Consider the following 18,209-nt stretch of genomic DNA (forward strand, 5'->3'; position numbering starts at 1 on the left):
ACGCACGTATCGAACGTTGATGTGCAACAAACACCCACTGCTCGCGCCCGCGCGCAATGATCAGCCGCCGATGCGCAAGGTTGCTGCATTACGACCGGGAAGCGGAAACCCATAGGGTTCTCGCCGTACGTGGAGTGGCGGGGACCGCCTGCTCGGCGGAACCGGCCACGGGAAGGCTCCATGCTGCCCGAAAATACCCCTTTTGTGCGGGCAGGCCGGTCCGTCGCGGTCACCCGCCGCCGATTGGCAGCGATAAGGAGCCACCTCAGTGTTGGATCACGGCGCAGCGCCACCCTCAACCGATGCACCCGCCGCCGGGGGCCCGCGCCCCGGCAGCGGTCTGATGCGGCGCAAGCCGGTGGAACGCCTGGTCGAGGAGGGTGGCCAGGGCGAAGGCGGTTCGCTCAAGCGCTCCCTCGGCATGTGGCAGCTGACCATGATCAGCATCGGTGCGACGCTCGGCACCGGCATTTTCGTGGTGCTCGGCGAGGCCGTCCCCAAGGCCGGACCCGCCGTCACGCTCTCCTTCGTGCTCGCCGGCCTCACGGCGCTCTTCTCCGCCCTGTCCTATGCCGAGCTGGCCGGCTCCATCCCGGTCGCCGGCTCGTCGTACTCGTACGCTTACGCAACGCTCGGCGAACTCGTCGCCTGGATCTGCGGCTGGTGCCTGATCCTGGAGTACGGCGTCTCGGTGGCGGCGGTCGCCGTCGGCTGGGGGCAGTACCTCAATGAGTTCCTGGACGGCACGATCGGCGTCACCATCCCCGACGCGCTGTCCGCGCCGCCCGGCGACGGCGGGATATTCAACCTCCCCGCGCTGATCGTCGTCGTCCTCGCGATGGGCCTGCTGCTCGGCGGCGCCCGTGAGTCGGCGCGCGCCAACACGATCATGGTCGGGGTGAAGATCGCCGCCCTGGTGCTGTTCTGCGTGATCGGCTTCATGGGCTTCAAGTCGGGCAACTACTCCAACTTCATGCCGATGGGCACGGCCGGTGTGAGTGGGGCGGCCTCGACGCTGTTCTTCTCCTACATCGGTTTCGACGCCGCTTCCACAGCCGGTGAAGAGGCGAAGAACCCCAAGAAGGACCTGCCGCGCGCGATCATGCTCTCGCTGGTCATCGTCACCGCGCTCTACGTCCTCGTCGCCTTCGTCGCCGTCGGCGCGCGCCCCTGGAAGCAGTTCGAGGGCTCGGAGGCGGCGCTCGCCGGGATCATGAAGGACGTCACCGGACACTCCTTCTGGGCCACGCTGCTCGCCGCCTGCGCCGTGATCGCCATCGCCAGCGTCGTCCTGACGGTGCTCTACGGCCAGACCCGCATCCTGTTCGCGATGTCCCGCGACGGTCTGGTGCCCAAGGTGTTCGCCAAGGTCAGCCCGCGCAGCGGCACGCCGGTCGCCAACACCATCGCCGTGTCCCTGTTCTGCGGTGTGCTCGCCGCCGCGGTGCCGCTCGGCAACCTCGCGGACGCCACCAGCATCGGCACGCTCTTCGCCTTCGCGCTGGTCAACGTCGCCGTCGTCATCCTGCGCAAGACCCGTCCCGACATGCCGCGCACCTTCCGGGTGCCGCTCGGCTGGGTCGTCCCGATCCTCGGCTTCCTCAGCTGCGGCTACCTCATGTGGAACCTCTCCGGGGTCACCTGGGAGTACTTCGGATACTGGATGGCCGCCGGTCTCGTGATCTACTTCGCTTACGGCTACCGCCGTTCCAGGCTGGCCACCGCCTCACAGAAGTGATCCACCCGCAGTGCGACTCAATGACCTCGATGAACGCATCGTCCACGCGCTCGCCGAAGACGCCCGACGCTCCTACGCCGACATCGGCTCGCTGATCGGGCTGTCCGCCCCCGCCGTCAAGCGGCGCGTGGACCGGCTGCGGGCCGAGGGTGCCATCACCGGTTTCACCGTACGGGTGGACCCGGCGGCGCTCGGCTGGGAGACCGAGGGCTTCATCGAGATCTACTGCCGTCGCAACACCTCGCCCGACGCGATCAAGCGCGGGCTGGAGCGGTACCCCGAGGTCGCGTCCGCCTCCACCGTCACCGGTGAGGCGGACGCGATCGTCCAGGTCTTCGCCTCCGACATGCGGCACTTCGAGCGGGTGCTCGAGCGGATCGCGGGCGAGCCGTACGTGGAACGCACCAAGTCGGTCCTGGTCCTCTCGCCCCTGCTGCGCCGCTACACCTCCGGCTCCCCGGCCTAGGCCGGGCCCCTGGGGTTGTCCCGCCCGCCCGCCCGTGACTCGGCGTTGGTGGGTGCCGGCCCTCCTGGGGCTCCGCCCCAGACCCCGTTCGCGCCTGAACGGCGCTCGTCCTCAAACGCCGGACAGGCTGAAGACGCCCATGCACCCAGTGCCACCAAGGGCCGCGAACGGCCACGGAAGCCCCGCAGACGAAGGCGGGTTTGGGGGCGCGGGGAACGGCGCGACCAGCCACGCACGGTCCGCAGACGAAGGCGGGTTTGAGGGGCGCGGGGAACGGCGCGACCAGCCCCGACGGTCCGCAGGCAAAAGCGGGTTTGAGGGGCGCGAGGAACGGCGCGAACGGCCACGCACGGTCCGCTGCCGAAGGCGGGTTTCAGGGGCGCGGGGAACGGCGCGACCAGCCCCGACGGTCCGCAGGCAAAAGCGGGTTTCAGGGGCGCGAGGAACTGCGCGACCAGCCCCGTACGGTCCGCAGACGAAGGCGGGTTTGAGGGGCGCGGGGAACGGCGCGACCAGCCCCGTACGTCCGCGGGCGAAGGCGGGCTTGAGGGGGCAAGGGGAATTGCGCGGGCAGCCGTAGGCACCCCGCACCACGCCCCCAACCGCACCCAGCGGAAAACCGCACAACGAATCGCCGCCAAGCCGCGATCTTGCGCAACGAATCGCGCGACTATGCGCAACGCTCGCGCCTTGTCCGCGCCGAACGGCGGAACGTACCGTCTAGTGACCCCACCCCGCACTTGAGCCCCGCCGAGGACCGCCCATGCCCGCGTTGCGCACCGCCCTGCTCCAGAGTTCCGGCCGTCTCTCGGACGTCACCGCGAACCTGACGGCACTGGACGAGGCGGCCGGGCGCGCGGCGGCGACCGGCGCCGGGCTGATCGTCTGCCCCGAGCTGTTCCTCACCGGGTACGCCATCGGCGACGACGTGGCCAAGCTCGCGGAGCCCGCGGACGGGCCCTCCGCCCGGGCGATCGCCGACATCGCCGTGCGCCACGGCTTGGCCGTCGTCTACGGCTACCCCGAGCGCGACGGCGACGTCGTCTACAACGCGGCCCAGCTCATCGGCCCCGACGGCACCCGCCTCGCGAACTACCGCAAGACCCACCTCTTCGGCGCCTTCGAGCAGGAGGCCTTCGCGCCGGGTGACCAGCCGGTCGTCCAGGCCGAGCTGAACGGCCTCCGCGTCGGCATGATGATCTGCTACGACGTGGAGTTCCCGGAGAACGTACGGGCCCACGCGCTGGCCGGCACCGACCTCCTCCTGGTGCCCACCGCCCAGATGCACCCCTTCCAGTTCGTCGCCGAGTCCGTCGTCCCGGTCCGCGCCTTCGAGAACCAGCTGTACGTCGCGTACGTCAACCGGACCGGCCCCGAGGGCGAGTTCGAGTTCGTCGGCCTGAGCTGCCTGGCCGGACCCGACGGTGCCGCACGGGCCCGCGCCGGCCGCGGCACCGAGCTGGTCGTCGGGGACGTCGACCCCGAGTTCCTCGCCGCCTCGCGCGCGAACAACCCGTACCTCCGCGACCGCCGCCCCGGCCTCTACTCCTCCCTCGTCTGAGGCCCCCGATCCACCCGACCCCCTGAGCCCGGGTCCCCACCCCGGGACATGAGGGCCTGCCCCCTCAACTTCCGTACTGTGCAAGGAGTCCGTACCCCATGACGTCCACGGTGCCCACCGCCGTCCAGCACATCGACGAGCAGCCGCCCGTCACGATGTTCGGGCCGGACTTCCCCTACGCGTACGACGACTTCCTCGCGCACCCGGCCGGGCTCGGCCAGATACCCGCGACCGAGCACGGCGCCGAGGTCGCGGTCATCGGCGGCGGCCTCTCCGGCATCGTCGCCGCGTACGAGCTGATGAAGATGGGCCTCAAGCCCGTCGTGTACGAGGCCGACCAGATCGGCGGCCGGCTGCGCACCGTCGGCTTCCCGGGCTGCGACCCCGAGCTCACCGCCGAGATGGGCGCCATGCGGTTCCCCCCGTGTTCCACCGCGCTCCAGCACTACATCGACCTGGTGGACCTGGAGACCAAGCCGTTCCCCAACCCGCTCGCGCCGGACACCCCCTCGACGGTCGTCGACCTCAAGGGCGAGTCCCACTACGCGACGTCGGTCGACGAGCTGCCGCCCGTGTACCGCGAGGTCATGGACGCCTGGAACGCCTGCCTCGAAGAGGGCGCCGACTTCTCCGACATGAACCAGGCCATCCGCGAGCGCGACATCCCGCGCATCCGCGAGATCTGGGCCAAGCTCGTCGACAAGCTCGACAACCAGACCTTCTACGGCTTCCTCTGCGAGTCGGAGGCCTTCAAGTCCTTCCGGCACCGCGAGATCTTCGGCCAGGTCGGCTTCGGCACCGGCGGCTGGGACACCGACTTCCCCAACTCCATCCTGGAGATCCTGCGCGTCGTCTACACCGAGGCCGACGACCACCACCGCGGCATCGTCGGGGGCTCCCAGCAGCTGCCGCTGCGCCTGTGGGAGCGCGAGCCCGAGAAGATCGTGCACTGGGCGCAGGGCACCTCGCTCTCCTCGCTGCACGACGGTGCGCCCAGGCCCGCCGTGACCCGGCTGCACCGCACCGCGGGCAACCGCATCACCGTGACGGACTCCGACGGCGACATCCGCACCTTCCGTGCGGCGATCTTCACGGCGCAGTCCTGGATGCTGCTCTCCAAGATCGCCTGTGACGACTCGCTCTTCCCGATCGACCACTGGACGGCGATCGAGCGGACCCACTACATGGAGTCCTCCAAGCTGTTCGTGCCGGTCGACCGGCCGTTCTGGCTGGACAAGGACGAGGACACCGGCCGTGACGTCATGTCGATGACGCTCACCGACCGCATGACGCGCGGTACCTATCTGCTGGACAACGGGCCGGACAAGCCCGCCGTCATCTGCCTCTCGTACACGTGGTGCGACGACAGCCTCAAGTGGCTGCCGCTGTCGGCGAGCGAGCGCATGGAGGTCATGCTCAAGTCGCTCGGCGAGATCTACCCGAAGGTCGACATCCGGGGCCACATCATCGGCAACCCGGTGACGGTGTCCTGGGAGAACGAGCCCTACTTCATGGGCGCGTTCAAGGCAAACCTGCCGGGGCACTACCGCTACCAGCGCCGGCTGTTCACCCACTTCATGCAGGACTCGCTGCCCGAGGACAAGCGGGGGATCTTCCTCGCGGGAGACGACATCTCCTGGACGGCGGGCTGGGCGGAGGGTGCGGTGCAGACCGCGCTCAACGCGGTGTGGGGGGTCATGCACCACTTCGGTGGGGCCACGGATGCGGGCAACCCCGGGCCGGGTGACCTGTACGACTCGATCGCCCCGGTCGAGCTTCCCGAGGACTAGCCCCCGGAGCCGAGGTGCCGGGGGCGCTGTCCCCGGACCCCCGTCCGCGCCTCAAGGGCGCTCGTCCTCAAACGCCGGGCGGGCTGAGAGGAGCCCGGCGGGCCGGGGCCGGGTGCCGGCCCCGGGGCTACAGACCCGCCGCCCGTACCAGCCCGTACACCTCCGCCGCCAGGTCCTTCAGCTCCTCCGCGTCCCGTGCGGAACCCTGGAGGTCGAGGAGGAACTCCTCGATGCCGTCCAGCGCGTGGGCCGCCAGGTCGTCCACGATCTGGGCCGCGCTGCCGGTGAACGGCGGGCGTTCCGCGCCCTCGAACGGCTTCGGACCGTGCTGGGCGTTCACGCGGACGCAGACCTCGATCGGGCGTGTCCTGCCCCGCTCCGCGGCCAGGTCCTGGAGCCTCGCCCACTGCTCGCCGAGCTGCGCCGCGCCCTGAGCCGCGGGCAGCCAGCCGTCCGCCCGGTCCACCAGGCGGCGGGCGGACTTCGGACTCGACGCCGGGAGGTAGACGGGGATGGGGCGGGCCGGTTTGGGGCCGACCACGGCGGGGGCGATGGTCGTCAACTCGCCCTGATAGGCGACCGGATCGGGCCCCCACACCGCGGCGCACACATCGAGGAGCTCGTCGAGGACCCTGCCGCGCTTCTCGAAGGGCGCCACGCCCGCCGCCGCGTACTCGTCGTGCGACCAGCCCGTGCCGAGCCCGGCGACCACCCGGCCGCCGCTCGCGGCATCCAACGAGGCCAGCGAGCGGGCCAGTTGGAACGGGATGTGCAGCGGGGCCACCAGGACGCTGGTGCCGAGCCGGGCCCGTCCGGTCGCGGTCGCCGCGAGGGTCAGCGTGACCAGCGGGTCGGCCACCGAGCGGTAGCTGTCGGGCCAGGGCAGGCCCGGAACGCCGTACAGACCCTGGGTGGCGGGCTCGGGGAACAGCACTCGCTCGAAGACCCACAGGCTCTCGAAACCGATCTCCTCCGCCGTCCGCGCCACCGCGGGCACATCGCGGCCGAGGTCGTACTGCTTCATCTGCGGGAGGCCGAGTCCGAGCCGTATCGCCATGGTCGCTCCTCAGTCGGGTACCGAAAGGGGGGTCAGCAGACAGCGGGTCACCAGACCCACGCCCGCGTCCAACCGATCAGTGAACTCCTGGGCCAGGGCCGGAAGTTCCCGCAACTGCCACAGGACCTTCGACGCCGACCAGGACGCGTCCCGTGCCCGGTCCAGGCTCCAGGACGCCAGCAGATGCGTCATGGGGTCGGCCACCTCGAACAGGTCGGGGCCGGGCATGAGTTCCTCCCGGATGCGTTCCTCCAGGAGGACCAGGGTGTCGCCGATGCGGTCGAAGTCCCTTTCCAGGAGGGCCGGTTCGCAGTCGAGGGCCCGGCAGCTGTCGACCACCGCGAGCGTCAGATCGTGCCCGATGTGCGCGTTGATCCCGGCCAGCGCGAACTGCAACGGACGCACCCCGGGATGGCGCCGGTACTGGAACAGCGGACGCCAGCAGTCCGGTGGGCGCCGGCCCAGGGACGACGACTCCACCGCCGCCAGATAACGCCCGGCGAACAGCACGTCCAGGGTCGCCGCGGCCCGGGGGTCGGTGAAGTGGTCGTGCGCGAGGAGCCGGGAGATCTCCTCGGTGACCGTCAGATAGACGCGGTTGAAGACCGCGACGCCGTCCCGGGCCGGCAGGTCGGCCCGCAGCGCCCGCATCCGCCGGACCACGGGGTCGAGCGGCGTGGCGAACCGGTGGGTGTGCGTCGAGTGCCGCGCGGGGTGTCCGGTTCCGGTCCATGCGGTCTGCGTCATGGGGGCAGCGTCCCAGCCCCCGGCCCGGCCCAGCACCGCCGTAAGGGGGCTTGACCGGATCGGATGAACGGCGTGCCGGGACGCCGCTACGGGCGGCCCCGGCGCGCTATGCCCCGTCCTTCCCGTACCGCGCTATGCCTGGTCCTTCTCGTACGACGAAGTGCCCGAATCGAGCAGCGGCTCCTGCTCCTTGAGGTGGGCCGGGGCGAACGCGCGCAGCACGTGGTAGCCGGTGATCACCACGATCGTGCCGAGCGCGATCCCGCTGAGCTGGAAGTTCTCGGTGAACTTCAACGTCACGTTGCCGATGCCGATGATGATGCCGGCCGCGGCCGGCACCAGGTTCAGCGGATTGCGCAGGTCGACCTTGGCGTTGATCCAGATCTGGGCGCCGAGCAGCCCGATCATGCCGTACAGGATGACGGTGATGCCGCCGAGCACACCGCCCGGGATCGCCGCGACGATCGCGCCGAACTTGGGGCACAGGCCGAAGAGCAGCGCGAATCCTGCCGCGGCCCAGTAGGCGGCGGTCGAGTAGACGCGGGTGGCGGCCATGACGCCGATGTTCTCGGAGTACGTGGTGTTCGGCGGGCCGCCCACGGCGGTCGACAGCATCGAGCCGGCGCCGTCGGCGGCGATCGCGGTGCCGAGCTTGTCGTCGAGGTTGGTGCCCGTCATCTCGCCGACGGCCTTGACGTGACCCGCGTTCTCCGCGATCAGGGCGATGACGACGGGCAGCGCCACGAGGATCGCCGACCATTCGAAGCTCGGGGCGTGGAAGCTCGGGAGCCCGATCCAGTCGGCCTTGCCCACGCCCGAGAGGTCCAGGCGCCAGTGGTCGACGGCCTGCGGGCCGCCGTTCACCGAGTGGATCCTGCCGAAGACCTGGTCGAGCACCCAGGAGATGCCGTATCCGAAGATCAGCCCGAGGAAGATCGCGATGCGGGACCAGAAGCCGCGCAGACACACCACGGCCAGACCGGTGAACAGCATCACCATCAGCGCGGTCCACTGGTCCTGCGGCCAGTACGTGGCGGCGGTGACCGGCGCCAGGTTGAAGCCGATCAGCATGACGACGGCACCCGTGACGATGGGCGGCATCGCCGCGTGGATGATCCGGGCGCCGAACCGCTGCACCGCGAGACCGGCGAAGAACAGCACCACGCCGACGACGAACACGGCGCCGGTCACGGTGGCGCTGGTGCCGCCCGTGGCTCGGATCGCGGCGGCGACCCCCACGAAGGACAACGAGCAGCCGAGGTAGCTGGGCACCCGGCCCTTGGTGGCCAGCAGGAAGATGACCGTCGCGATGCCGGACATCATGATCGCGAGGTTGGGGTCGAGGCCCATCAGGACCGGCGAGACGAACGAGGCACCGAACATGGCCACCACGTGCTGGGCGCCGAGGCCGATCGTGCGCGGCCAGGTGAGCCGTTCGTCGGGGCGTACGACGGCTCCTGGAGCGGGGGTCCGCCCATCGCCGTGCAAGGTCCAGTGCACGCCGAGGCGCATGGTCGCTCCAGTTCGTCAGTGGGGGGTCGATGCCAAGGAAAGATCAGGCCAAATATTAGTGCCGGATCCCGACCTCCCTCGCCGAGCCCGCCCAACGGGCGCGCGTGGCGGCTTCAGGACTGGCGGACCGACGGCGTGCTCGCCGTGTCGGGCGCCTCCTGCGGGCGGACCCCCGCCCGCAGTACGCGCGCCCCCGCCACGAGGCCGAGCGCGAGCACGGTCACCAGGCCGAACGAGGTCACCAGGGACGTCAGATCGGCGATCCCGCCGATCGCGGAGGGCGCGACCAGGCCCGAGGTGTAGGTGATGGTCGCCACACCGGCGATGGCCTGGCTCGGGTTGGGGCCGCTGCGCCCCGCGGCGGCGAAGGCGAGCGGCACCACGACGGCCACCCCGAGGCCCATCAGACCGAACCCGGCCATCGCGACCGCCTGGCCCGGCGCGAACACCACGAGCACACCGCCCAGGGTCGCGAGCACCCCTCCGGCGCGGACCGTCCGCACGGCCCCGAAGCGGTCCACCCCCTTGTCGCCCGCGAGCCGGGCCACCGCCATGGTCAGCGTGAACGCGGTGGTGCAGGCCGCGGCCGTACCCGCCGAGGCGTCGAGCACATCGCGCAGATAGACCGCCGACCAGTCCATGCTCGCGCCCTCGGCGAACACCGCGCAGAACGCCACCATGCCGATGATCAGTGCCGACCTGGGCGGCAGCGTGAACCGGGGCGGCGGCGTCTCGTCGGGGGCGCTGCGCAGGTCGAGCACGCCCTGACAGGCGGCGAAGCCGAGCAGGGTCAGGACGGCGGCGGCCAGGGTGAGGTGCAGCCGGGCGTCCGCCCCGAGGTGCGCGGCGAGCGTCCCGGACGCGGAGCCGATCAGTGCGCCCACGCTCCACATGCCGTGCAGCGAGGACATGATCGAGCGGCCGAGCCGGTTCTCGGTCTCCACGCCGAGCGCGTTCATCGCCACGTCCGCCATCCCCGCGCTGGCCCCGTACACGAAGAGGACCGCGCACAGCGTGTAGACGTTCGGGGCGAGCGCGGGCAGCGTCAGGGCCAGGGTCCACAGGGCGAGCAGCCCGCGCAGCGCGTTGCGCGCCCCGAACCGGTGGGTGATCGCACCGGACAGCGGCATCAGGAGCGAGGAGCCGATCGCCGGGAACGCGAGGGCGAGGCCGAGCTGGCCCGCGGAGACCCCGGCGTGCTCCTGGATCCAGGGGACCCGGGTGGCGAAGTTGCCGGTCACCGCGCCGTGCACACAGAACACCGCGGCGATCGCGATCCGCGCCCGCCTCAACTGCCGTGGATCCAGAGCAAGTTCGGCTGCCATGTCGACCGGGTTTCCCTCCCTCGGGGCGGCCTTCCCGCCGCCGGGCCGTAAACTATCAGGAAGCCTGCCTGATAAATAGAACGGGTAGCGATCCGCTTTCGGTGATCTGGAAGGATTCCCGGCATGCCCGCATCCCCGAGCACCGCCCGGGCCATCAACGACCGGCTCGCCCTGCGCCTCCTGCAGGACGAGGGGCCGTTGACGGCAGGCCAGCTGAAGAACCTCACCGGACTCTCCCGGCCCACCGTCGCCGACCTCGTTGAACGCCTCCAGGGCTCCGGCCTGGTCCATGTGGTGGGGGAGTCGGGCGCCGAGCGGCGCGGCCCCAACGCGCGTCTCTACGCGATCGTCGCCGACCGGGCGCATCTGGCGGCCCTGGACGTACGCACCGACAGCGTCTCGCTGGTCGTGGCCGACCTGCTCGGGCACACCCTCGCCGAGGCGACCCTGCCGATCGACCCGGAGTCGGGGACGGGTCCCGCCGTCGAGCAGGCCGTCGCGCTCCTGGAGCGCACCGCGAAGGAGGCCGGGGCGGATCGGCTGCACAGCGTCGGGGTCGGTGCTCCCGGGCTCATCGACCCGGCCAGCGGCGAGCTGCGCGACACCAGCGGGCTGCCCGCGTGGCACCGCGAGCTCGTCCGCGTCCTCGCCCGGCGGCTGCCGGCCGCCGTGCTCGTCGAGAACGAGACCAATCTGGCCGCCGTGGCCGAACAGCGCCTGGGTGCCGCCCGAGGGCAGGACACCTTCGTGCTCCTGTGGCTCGGCCAGGGCATCGGCTCGGCCCTCGTCCTGGACGGCAAGCTGCGCAGGGGTGCCTCGGGCGGCGCGGGCGAGATCGGGTTCATGCCGGTGCCGGGCACCGGCGGACTGCCGTCCTCGACGGGCTGCGACGGCGGTTTCCACGAACTGGTGCACGCGGGTGCGGTGGCACGCCTCGCCGCCGGGTTCGGACGGACGGGCAGCGCGGAGGAGGCCGTACGGGACGCCGACGGGCCCTTCCTCGACGCGCTGGCCCAGCGGCTCGCGATCGGAGCGGCGGCCGTGGTCGCGGTCCTGGACCCCGGGCTCATCGTGCTCGGCGGCGAACTGGGCCACGCCGGCGGCCAGTTGCTCGCCTCCCGCGTACAGCGCGCGCTGGACGCCCTGACACCGCTCCGCGCCGAGGTCAGACCGAGCGCGCTGGGTGACGGAGCGGTCCTGAGCGGCGCCCTGCTGACCGCGCGGGATGCCGCCCAGGACGACCTCTTCACGCCAAATCCCTGATGTGGCAAGGAAACTGACGGCACCGCAGATCTGACGTGGCTTCACATACCAGCACCCGACGGCGGCCAAGGGCCGGGAGACCGCCGCCGGGCGTTCGTGCGGGGAGCTCGATCAGCAGGCGCCGAGGTCCTGCCACACTCCCCAGTCACCGGTAGTACCCGGTTCCTCGCCCTTCGTCCACCACTTGGACTTCCAGGTGTGGGACTTGTACGAGACGGTCGTGCCGCCGCCGTACGCGGAACCCGCCGACCAGACCGGCGCCGCGCAGGTGCCGCCCGGCGGTGTCGGCGACGGGGAGGGGCCGGTCGTGCCCGAGGGCGACGGGGTCGGGGCAGGTGTTCCCGAGGGAGTCGGGGTGGGCGTCGAGGTGCCCGGGTCGCTCACGACGGCCCCCCGGGTGTGGTCGCCGGCCAGCGCGTAGGTCTTGCCACCGAAGGTCACCGTCCAGTTCGAGGGGGTGGAAACCGGCAGGTAGTAGACGAAGTCGAGGGTGACCGAGGCGCCCGGGGCCAGTGACTGCCAGCTCGGCAGCTTCAGCGAGACGCGGTTGTAGTCGCCCTTGAGCCCGCCGATGTTGTTGGCCGCGGTGTGGTCGCTGCGCACGATCGTCGTGCCGAAACCGGACTGGTCCTTGGCGTTGGCGGGCGCCGAAGTGCCGTAGTCGAACTGGAACTCCGTGCCGCCGGGCAGCGTCGCCGTGGTGTTGTTGGTCAGGGTCACCTTGGGGCTGATGGGGTAGTTGGAGTCGCCGAGCGGGAACTGCCCGAAGTCCACGCCGATGTTCAGCGCCTGGGTGGGCAGGGCGATCGTGGAGCGCTTGTTGCCGTACGGGGTGGCCGACTTGAACTTGTCGTACATCTCGCTCGTCAGGGTCGAGCCCTGCTCGTACTGGCCCTTGCCCGCGTTCCACTGGTAGTCGCCGGCCAGCTCCCAGACCATCGTGCCGCCGATGCCCTTGTCCACCACGTAGTCGGCCTTGGCTCCCACCGACTGCTCGTCCTCGGTGGACAGGAAGACCTTCTTCTGGTCGTTCCACAGCCAGGGCGCCACCAGCGTGGAGTCGTAGTTGCGGACGTAGGTGCCGGTGAGCTTGGTGGCGGCCGGGAGGCCGTATTTGGTGACGTAGTCGCCGACGATCCCCTTCTCCAGGTTCTTGGCGTGCCACATCGGGTTCGAGCCGGCCGGGGCCTCCTTGCCGTTGGCGTCGAGGTCGTGCCAGAGATTGTCGATGCCGACGGCGCCGTCACCGCAGGCCGTGAGGCCGGAACCGGCGGGGCAGTTGCTCGAAGGCGCCTTGCCCCACAGGCCGTTGGTGCCGCCCTGCACGTTCTCGAAGCCGCGCGTGTAGTACGGCAGGCCCATGTTGATGCGCCCGGCCGGCATGGAACCGCGGAAGTAGTGATAGGCCCAGTCGGCGTTGAGGTAGCCGATGCCGCCGTACTGGGACGTGGAGTAGACCCCGGCGGCCGCGAGCTCCCCGTCCTTGCCGTCGTCGAACAGCGAGGCGTTGGGGCCGACGTACTGGTTCCAGGCGCCGTGCAGGTCGTAGGACATGATGTTGACGTAGTCCAGGTACTGCTGGACCTGGAAGGTCTCCATGCCGCGCAGCAGATAGCCGGACGACGGCGCGGCCACCGAAAGCAGATAGTGCTTCCCGTCGGCCGCCCCCGCGCGGTCGAGCTTCTCGCGCAGCGACTTCATCAGCGCCGCGTAGCCCTTGACGAGACCGGCCCGGCGGGCGTTGGAGACGGTCAGGTCGAGCGGGTTGCCCGCGTCCTTCATCGTCGTCGGGTACTCGTAGTCGATGTCGACGCCGTTGAAGCCGTACTTCTTGATGAACGCGACCGCCGAGTCGGCGAAGGTGTCGACGCCGGCCTGGTTGACCGAGCCGTCCGCGTTGGTGGCCATGGAGTAGAAGCCGCCGGAGTTCACGCGCTTGCCGTCGTCGCCGAAGTAGCCGCCGGTCTCGGCCCAACCGCCCACGGAAATGAGGGTCTTCACGTTGGGGTGCTGCTTCTTGAACTTGTTGAGCAGGTTGAAGTGGCCCTTGTAGGGGAGCGAGGGGTCCATCTCGGCGCCCGCGACGCCCGGCCAGGTCATCCCGGTCGCAGCGTTCTTCTCGCTGTCGGTGCCGACGGAGATCTTGTTGTCCGAACCGACGTGCGCGAAGGCGTAGTTGATGTGGGTGACCTTGTCCCACGGGATGTCGGACGCGAGGTAGGCGGGCGTCCCGTCCGTTCCCGTGCGCCAGCCGGTGAAGTAGCCGATGACGCGGCGCTGGTGGTCGGCGCCCATCTTCTCGCGGCCCTCGGTGTCGTACACCGAGCAGTACGGGACGTCGACGCCCGGGGTCTTGTACAGGCCGTCCGGACGACAGGCCTCGTTGTCGACGGCGGCCTGCGAGACGCCGGTGGAGAGCGCGCCGAACAGCAGCCCGGCGACCGCGGTGGCGGCCGTGAGCAGCGCGGTGCGTCTGCGGGTGGGGGAGAACACGGGCAGTTCCTCCTGGGAGGTGGGCGGAACACAACGAACAGGGCGGTGGTCGTGCGCGGCCCCGGTGTGCGCACACCGGCGGGCCTCTCCTCGGAGGTGACGCAGAGATTAAAAGGACTAGACCAGTGCGTCAATAGGTATGGACCAAAGGCACATGCCGCTGGTCGCGTTCCGCTCGGCTCCGGGCCGGGCGCCGCTGGAATCCGGCCAATCTGTGAGCCAGGCCACATCCACTCACTCGCATGGCCTTCGAGCAGGCGTGGCACACTGGCCCTGTACCAGCAGCAGCGCACTCCGGGGTCGGTGTAATTCCGAACCGGCGGTTATAGTCCGCGACCCGTCCGCATCCAGCGGCCGGTTGACCAGGTGAAATTCCTGGACCGACGGTGAAAGTCCGGATGGGAGGCAGTGCGCGGCGGGCGGACCGTTGACCGGTCACGTCGGCCGTCTGTTACCGGTCGTCCACCAGGGCACCGGTCTCTTTCGGCCGCGGCGTGAGCTGTGCGCGATGGTCCTTTCCCGCTCTCTGTCGTCATCGACAGGCCCCGGAGTCCGTGCCCGAAGAGGCAGGAGGACCCGGTGGCATCCACAGCCGACGCAGACGCCATGCGCCGAGCCGTCGAGCTCGCGGCCCGCGGACTCGGCTCCACCAGCCCCAATCCGGTCGTCGGATGCGTGATCACCGACGCCTCGGGCGCGCTCGTGGGCGAGGGCCACCACCAGCGGGCCGGCGGCCCGCACGCCGAGGTCCACGCCCTGCGGGACGCGGGCGAGCGGGCCCGTGGCGGCACCGCCTACGTCACCCTGGAACCCTGCAACCACACCGGCCGCACCGGGCCCTGCGCCCAGGCGCTCATCGAGGCCGGCGTCGCCCGCGTCCACTACGCCGTCGGCGACCCGAACCCGCAGGCCACCGGCGGCGCCGACACCCTGCGCGCGGCCGGCGTCCGGGCCGAGCGCGGCCTGCTCGCCGACGAGGCCGAGGCGGTCAACGCCGCGTGGCTCACCTCGATGCGGCTCGGCCGTCCGCACGTCACCTGGAAGTACGCGGCCACCCTCGACGGGCGCACCGCCGCCGAGGACGGCACCAGCCGCTGGATCACCTCCGCCGAGGCCCGCGCCGACGTCCACCGGCTGCGCGCCGAGTGCGATGCCGTCGTCGTCGGCTCCGGCACCGCCCGCACCGACGACCCGCACCTCGCCGTGCGCGGCATCGAGGGGGCAACTCAGCCGCTGCGCCTGGCAGTCGACACCAACGCCACCGCCGTCAAGCCCGGCGCCCGCATCCTCGACGACGCGGCGCCCACCCTGATCGCGGTCGCCCAGGACGCCGACGCGTCCCAGCTGCCCGCGGCCGCGGTCCTGCGCATCCCGCGCGCCACCGGCGGCCTGGACATCCCCGCGCTGCTCGCCGCGCTCCACACCCGGGGCGTGCGCTCGGTACTCCTCGAAGGCGGCCCGGCCCTGGCCGGCGCCTTCGTCGCCGCGGGCGCCGTCGACAAGGTCGTCGGCTACCTCGCCCCCGCCCTGCTCGGCGCCGGCCCCACCGCGCTCGCCGGAGCGGGAATCAGCACCATCGCCGACGCGTTGCGGCTCGACATCACCGAGGCCGTACGGATCGGCCCCGACCTGCGCATCACTGCCACCCCTCTCGCCAAGGAGCGCTGAACGTGTTCACCGGAATCGTCGAAGAGCTGGGCGAGGTCGTCGCCATCGAGACCCTCGGTGACGCCTCCCGCTTCCGTCTGCGGGGCCCCCTCGTCACCGAAGGGGCCGGACACGGCGACTCCATCGCCGTCAACGGCGTCTGTCTGACCGTCGTGGAGTTCGGCGACGGCGAGTTCACCGCCGACGTGATGGACGAGACGCTCAAGCGCTCCAGCCTCGGCGCCCTCGAAGCCGGCTCCCGGGTCAACCTGGAGCGGCCCATGGCCGTGGGCGGCCGGCTCGGCGGCCACATCGTGCAGGGGCACGTGGACGGCACCGGCACGGTGCTCGCCCGCACCCCCTCCGAGAACTGGGAGATCGTCAAGATCGCCCTGCCCGCCGACCTCTCCAAGTACGTCGTCGAGAAGGGCTCCATCACCGTGGACGGCGTCAGCCTCACGGTCGTGGAGGCCGCCGCCGACTACTTCACCATCAGCCTCATCCCGACCACCCTCGCGCTGACCACGCTCGGCATCAAGCAGCCCGGCGATCCGGTCAACCTTGAGGTCGACGTCATCGCCAAGTACGTCGAGCGGCTGCTCGGCGCGAGCCACGGGGGGAACGCCAAGTGAGCGCAGTGAACTGGCTGAACGGCGAGGCCTTCACGGTCCTCGGTCAGCACATCAAGTGGTCGGACATGATCGGCAACACCATCGGCCTGATCGCCCTCGCCCTCGGCTGGCGCCGCTCCATATGGACGTGGCCCGCCCAGTTCGTCTCGGGTCTGATCCTGTTCGTGGCGTTCGCCGCCGGACACCTCTCCGGCAGCGCGGGCAAGCAGGTCGTGGTCATGGTCGTCGCGGCCGGCGGCTGGCTCGCCTGGACCCGGCGCGGCCGGCAGCAGGCGCAGGACGGCTCCATCGCCGTACGGTTCGCCACCTGGCGCGAGCGGGCCTTCCTGCTCGGCGGCGCCGCCGTCGGCACGGTCGCCGTGGCCGGGCTCTTCACCGCCTACCCGGCGCTCTCGTGGGACCCGTGGCCCGACGCGTACGTCTTCGTCGGCACCGTCGTGGCGATGTTCGCGCAGGCCCGCGGCATGGTCGAGTTCTGGTTCGCCTGGCTGCTCGTCGACCTCGTCGGCGTCCCGCTCAACTTCGCCAACGGATACGCCTTCTCCGGCTTCGTCTACGTCATTTACGGCGCGCTCGTCCTGTGGGGCATGCGCGACTGGTGGCTGCGCTCGCGCACGAGCGTCAAGCCCGTCCTGGAAGGAGCGACGGCATGACCACGCACGCACCCACCTGGTACTCCACCGACAACCGCGAGGACCTCTCCCTCGACCCCGTCGAGCAGGCCATCCGCGACATCGCGGCGGGCCGGCCCGTCGTCGTCGTCGACGACGAGGACCGCGAGAACGAGGGCGACCTCGTCATCGCGGCCGAGAAGGCCACCCCCGAGATCGTCGCCTTCATGATGAGCGAGTGCCGCGGTCTGATCTGTGCGCCCATGGAGGGCGAGGACCTCGACCGGCTCGAACTGCCGCAGATGGTCGAGCACAACACCGAGTCGATGAAGACCGCCTTCACCGTCTCCGTGGACGCCACGGCGGCCCACGGCGTGAGCACCGGCATCTCCGCCGCCGACCGCGCCACCACCCTGCGCCTGCTCGCCGACGGCCGCTCCGCATCCGGCGACTTCGTCCGCCCCGGCCACATCTTCCCGCTGCGCGCCAAGCCCGGCGGGGTGCTGGTCCGCAACGGCCACACCGAGGCCGCCGTCGACCTCGCCCGGCTCGCCGGTCTTGCCCCGGCCGGCGCCATCGTCGAGATCGCGGGCGAGGACGGCGTCATGCTGCGCCTGCCCGAGCTCGTGCCCTTCGCCCGCAAGCACGGCCTGACGATCATCTCCATCGAGGACCTGATCGCCTACCGCCGCTCCGCGGAGCCCACCGTGCGCCGCGAGGCCGAGGTCCATCTGCCCACCGCCGCCGGGGAGTTCACCGCCTACGGCTACCGCTCCACCGTCGACGGCGTCGAGCACGTCGCCCTGGTCCACGGCGAGATCGGCGACGGCGAGGACGTCCTGGTCCGGGTCCACTCCGAGTGCCTGACCGGCGACATCTTCCACTCGCTGCGCTGCGACTGCGGCCCCCAGCTCCAGGCCTCGATGGAGCGCATCACCGAGGCAGGGCGGGGCGTCGTGGTCTATCTGCGCGGGCACGAGGGCCGGGGCATCGGCCTGCTCTCCAAGCTCCGGGCCTACGAACTCCAGGAGCGCGGCCGGGACACCCTCGACGCCAACCTGGAGCTCGGCCTGCCCGCCGACGCCCGCGACTACGCGGCCGGCGCCCAGATCCTCACCGACCTCGGCGTGCGGAGCCTGCGGCTCCTGACCAACAACCCCGACAAGATCACCGCGCTCGTCCGGCACGGCCTGACGGTGTCGGGCCGCGAGCCCATGCCCGTCCAGGCGGGCGAGCACAACCTGCGGTACCTGCGCACCAAGCGGGACCGCATGGGACACGACCTGCCGTGGCTCGACGGCGGCCCCGCGCCGATGTCGGCCTGCGGCAACCAGTAAGCACGTCCGAGACCTCGCACGTCCGAGACC

Annotated in this window: 14 protein-coding genes and 1 riboswitch; of the genes, 9 read left to right on the top strand and 5 right to left on the bottom strand. The window is 71.0% G+C overall.

The annotated features are described in order from the left end of the window. The first annotated feature begins 268 nt into the window (after positions 1 to 268). The 4 genes from IE267_RS35550 to IE267_RS35565 all read left to right on the top strand — a co-directional run bounded on the left by IE267_RS35550 (position 269) and on the right by IE267_RS35565 (position 5,555). On the top strand, positions 269 to 1,738 hold the full coding sequence (locus tag IE267_RS35550) for an amino acid permease (protein WP_161246707.1): 1,470 nt from the start codon (positions 269 to 271) through the stop codon (positions 1,736 to 1,738). Positions 1,739 to 1,748: 10 nt separating this feature from the next. Then, the gene (locus IE267_RS35555) at positions 1,749 to 2,204 is read left to right on the top strand and encodes an Lrp/AsnC family transcriptional regulator (protein WP_053724485.1); all 456 of its coding nucleotides are present in this window, start codon (positions 1,749 to 1,751) and stop codon (positions 2,202 to 2,204) included. Between the two features lie 763 nt (positions 2,205 to 2,967). Further along, positions 2,968 to 3,765: a carbon-nitrogen hydrolase family protein gene (locus IE267_RS35560; RefSeq protein WP_167154998.1), complete on the top strand. Its 798-nt coding sequence runs from the start codon at positions 2,968 to 2,970 to the stop codon at positions 3,763 to 3,765. Positions 3,766 to 3,863: 98 nt separating this feature from the next. Then, complete coding sequence (locus IE267_RS35565; RefSeq protein WP_167155001.1) at positions 3,864 to 5,555, top strand: flavin monoamine oxidase family protein; 1,692 nt, start codon at positions 3,864 to 3,866, stop codon at positions 5,553 to 5,555. Positions 5,556 to 5,682: 127 nt separating this feature from the next. Here the strand turns inward: IE267_RS35565 and IE267_RS35570 are convergent, their stop codons facing one another. From IE267_RS35570 to IE267_RS35585, 4 genes are all read right to left on the bottom strand, one after another. Further along, positions 5,683 to 6,612, bottom strand: coding sequence for an LLM class F420-dependent oxidoreductase (locus IE267_RS35570; RefSeq protein ID WP_189766065.1), 930 nt, complete (start codon positions 6,610 to 6,612; stop codon positions 5,683 to 5,685). A gap of 9 nt (positions 6,613 to 6,621) precedes the next feature. Beyond that, a complete protein-coding gene (locus IE267_RS35575; RefSeq protein WP_268251629.1) occupies positions 6,622 to 7,359 on the bottom strand; it encodes a DUF5995 family protein in 738 nt (245 codons plus the stop codon). 132 nt (positions 7,360 to 7,491) lie between these two features. Beyond that, complete coding sequence (locus IE267_RS35580) at positions 7,492 to 8,871, bottom strand: uracil-xanthine permease family protein (protein WP_161246701.1); 1,380 nt, start codon at positions 8,869 to 8,871, stop codon at positions 7,492 to 7,494. Between the two features lie 113 nt (positions 8,872 to 8,984). Beyond that, entirely contained in the window at positions 8,985 to 10,196 is a 1,212-nt protein-coding gene (locus tag IE267_RS35585) for an MFS transporter (protein ID WP_167155007.1), read from the bottom strand. A gap of 123 nt (positions 10,197 to 10,319) precedes the next feature. On the opposite strand from IE267_RS35585, the gene IE267_RS35590 reads away from it, so the two are divergent. After that, positions 10,320 to 11,459: an ROK family transcriptional regulator gene (locus IE267_RS35590; RefSeq protein ID WP_167155010.1), complete on the top strand. Its 1,140-nt coding sequence runs from the start codon at positions 10,320 to 10,322 to the stop codon at positions 11,457 to 11,459. A gap of 111 nt (positions 11,460 to 11,570) precedes the next feature. On the opposite strand, the gene IE267_RS35595 is transcribed toward IE267_RS35590, so the two are convergent. Continuing rightward, positions 11,571 to 13,952: a chitinase C-terminal domain-containing protein gene (locus tag IE267_RS35595; protein WP_189766066.1), complete on the bottom strand. Its 2,382-nt coding sequence runs from the start codon at positions 13,950 to 13,952 to the stop codon at positions 11,571 to 11,573. Between the two features lie 285 nt (positions 13,953 to 14,237). Beyond that, positions 14,238 to 14,368: riboswitch (FMN riboswitch) on the top strand. Between the two features lie 190 nt (positions 14,369 to 14,558). On the opposite strand from IE267_RS35595, the gene ribD reads away from it, so the two are divergent. From ribD to IE267_RS35615, 4 genes are read left to right on the top strand one after another with little or no spacing between them, the layout of a single operon-like run. Next, positions 14,559 to 15,620: a bifunctional diaminohydroxyphosphoribosylaminopyrimidine deaminase/5-amino-6-(5-phosphoribosylamino)uracil reductase RibD gene (gene ribD / locus IE267_RS35600; RefSeq protein WP_373304629.1), complete on the top strand. Its 1,062-nt coding sequence runs from the start codon at positions 14,559 to 14,561 to the stop codon at positions 15,618 to 15,620. A 2-nt stretch (positions 15,621 to 15,622) separates the two neighbouring features. After that, complete coding sequence (locus IE267_RS35605) at positions 15,623 to 16,231, top strand: riboflavin synthase (RefSeq protein WP_167155020.1); 609 nt, start codon at positions 15,623 to 15,625, stop codon at positions 16,229 to 16,231. 5 nt (positions 16,232 to 16,236) lie between these two features. Beyond that, positions 16,237 to 16,884 carry a nicotinamide mononucleotide transporter family protein gene (locus IE267_RS35610; protein ID WP_161246725.1) on the top strand — a complete coding sequence of 216 codons (648 nt, stop codon included), beginning with the start codon at positions 16,237 to 16,239 and terminating at the stop codon, positions 16,882 to 16,884. Then, positions 16,881 to 18,179 (top strand): bifunctional 3,4-dihydroxy-2-butanone-4-phosphate synthase/GTP cyclohydrolase II, encoded by a 1,299-nt coding sequence (locus tag IE267_RS35615; RefSeq protein WP_161246689.1) that lies wholly within the window; start codon positions 16,881 to 16,883, stop codon positions 18,177 to 18,179. The genes IE267_RS35610 and IE267_RS35615 overlap by 4 nt, the downstream gene beginning before the upstream one ends. The last annotated feature ends 30 nt before the right edge of the window (positions 18,180 to 18,209 follow it).

Origin of the sequence: Streptomyces xanthochromogenes (assembly GCF_014650455.1) — a bacterium.
GTDB classification, from domain to species: domain Bacteria; phylum Actinomycetota; class Actinomycetes; order Streptomycetales; family Streptomycetaceae; genus Streptomyces; species Streptomyces xanthochromogenes.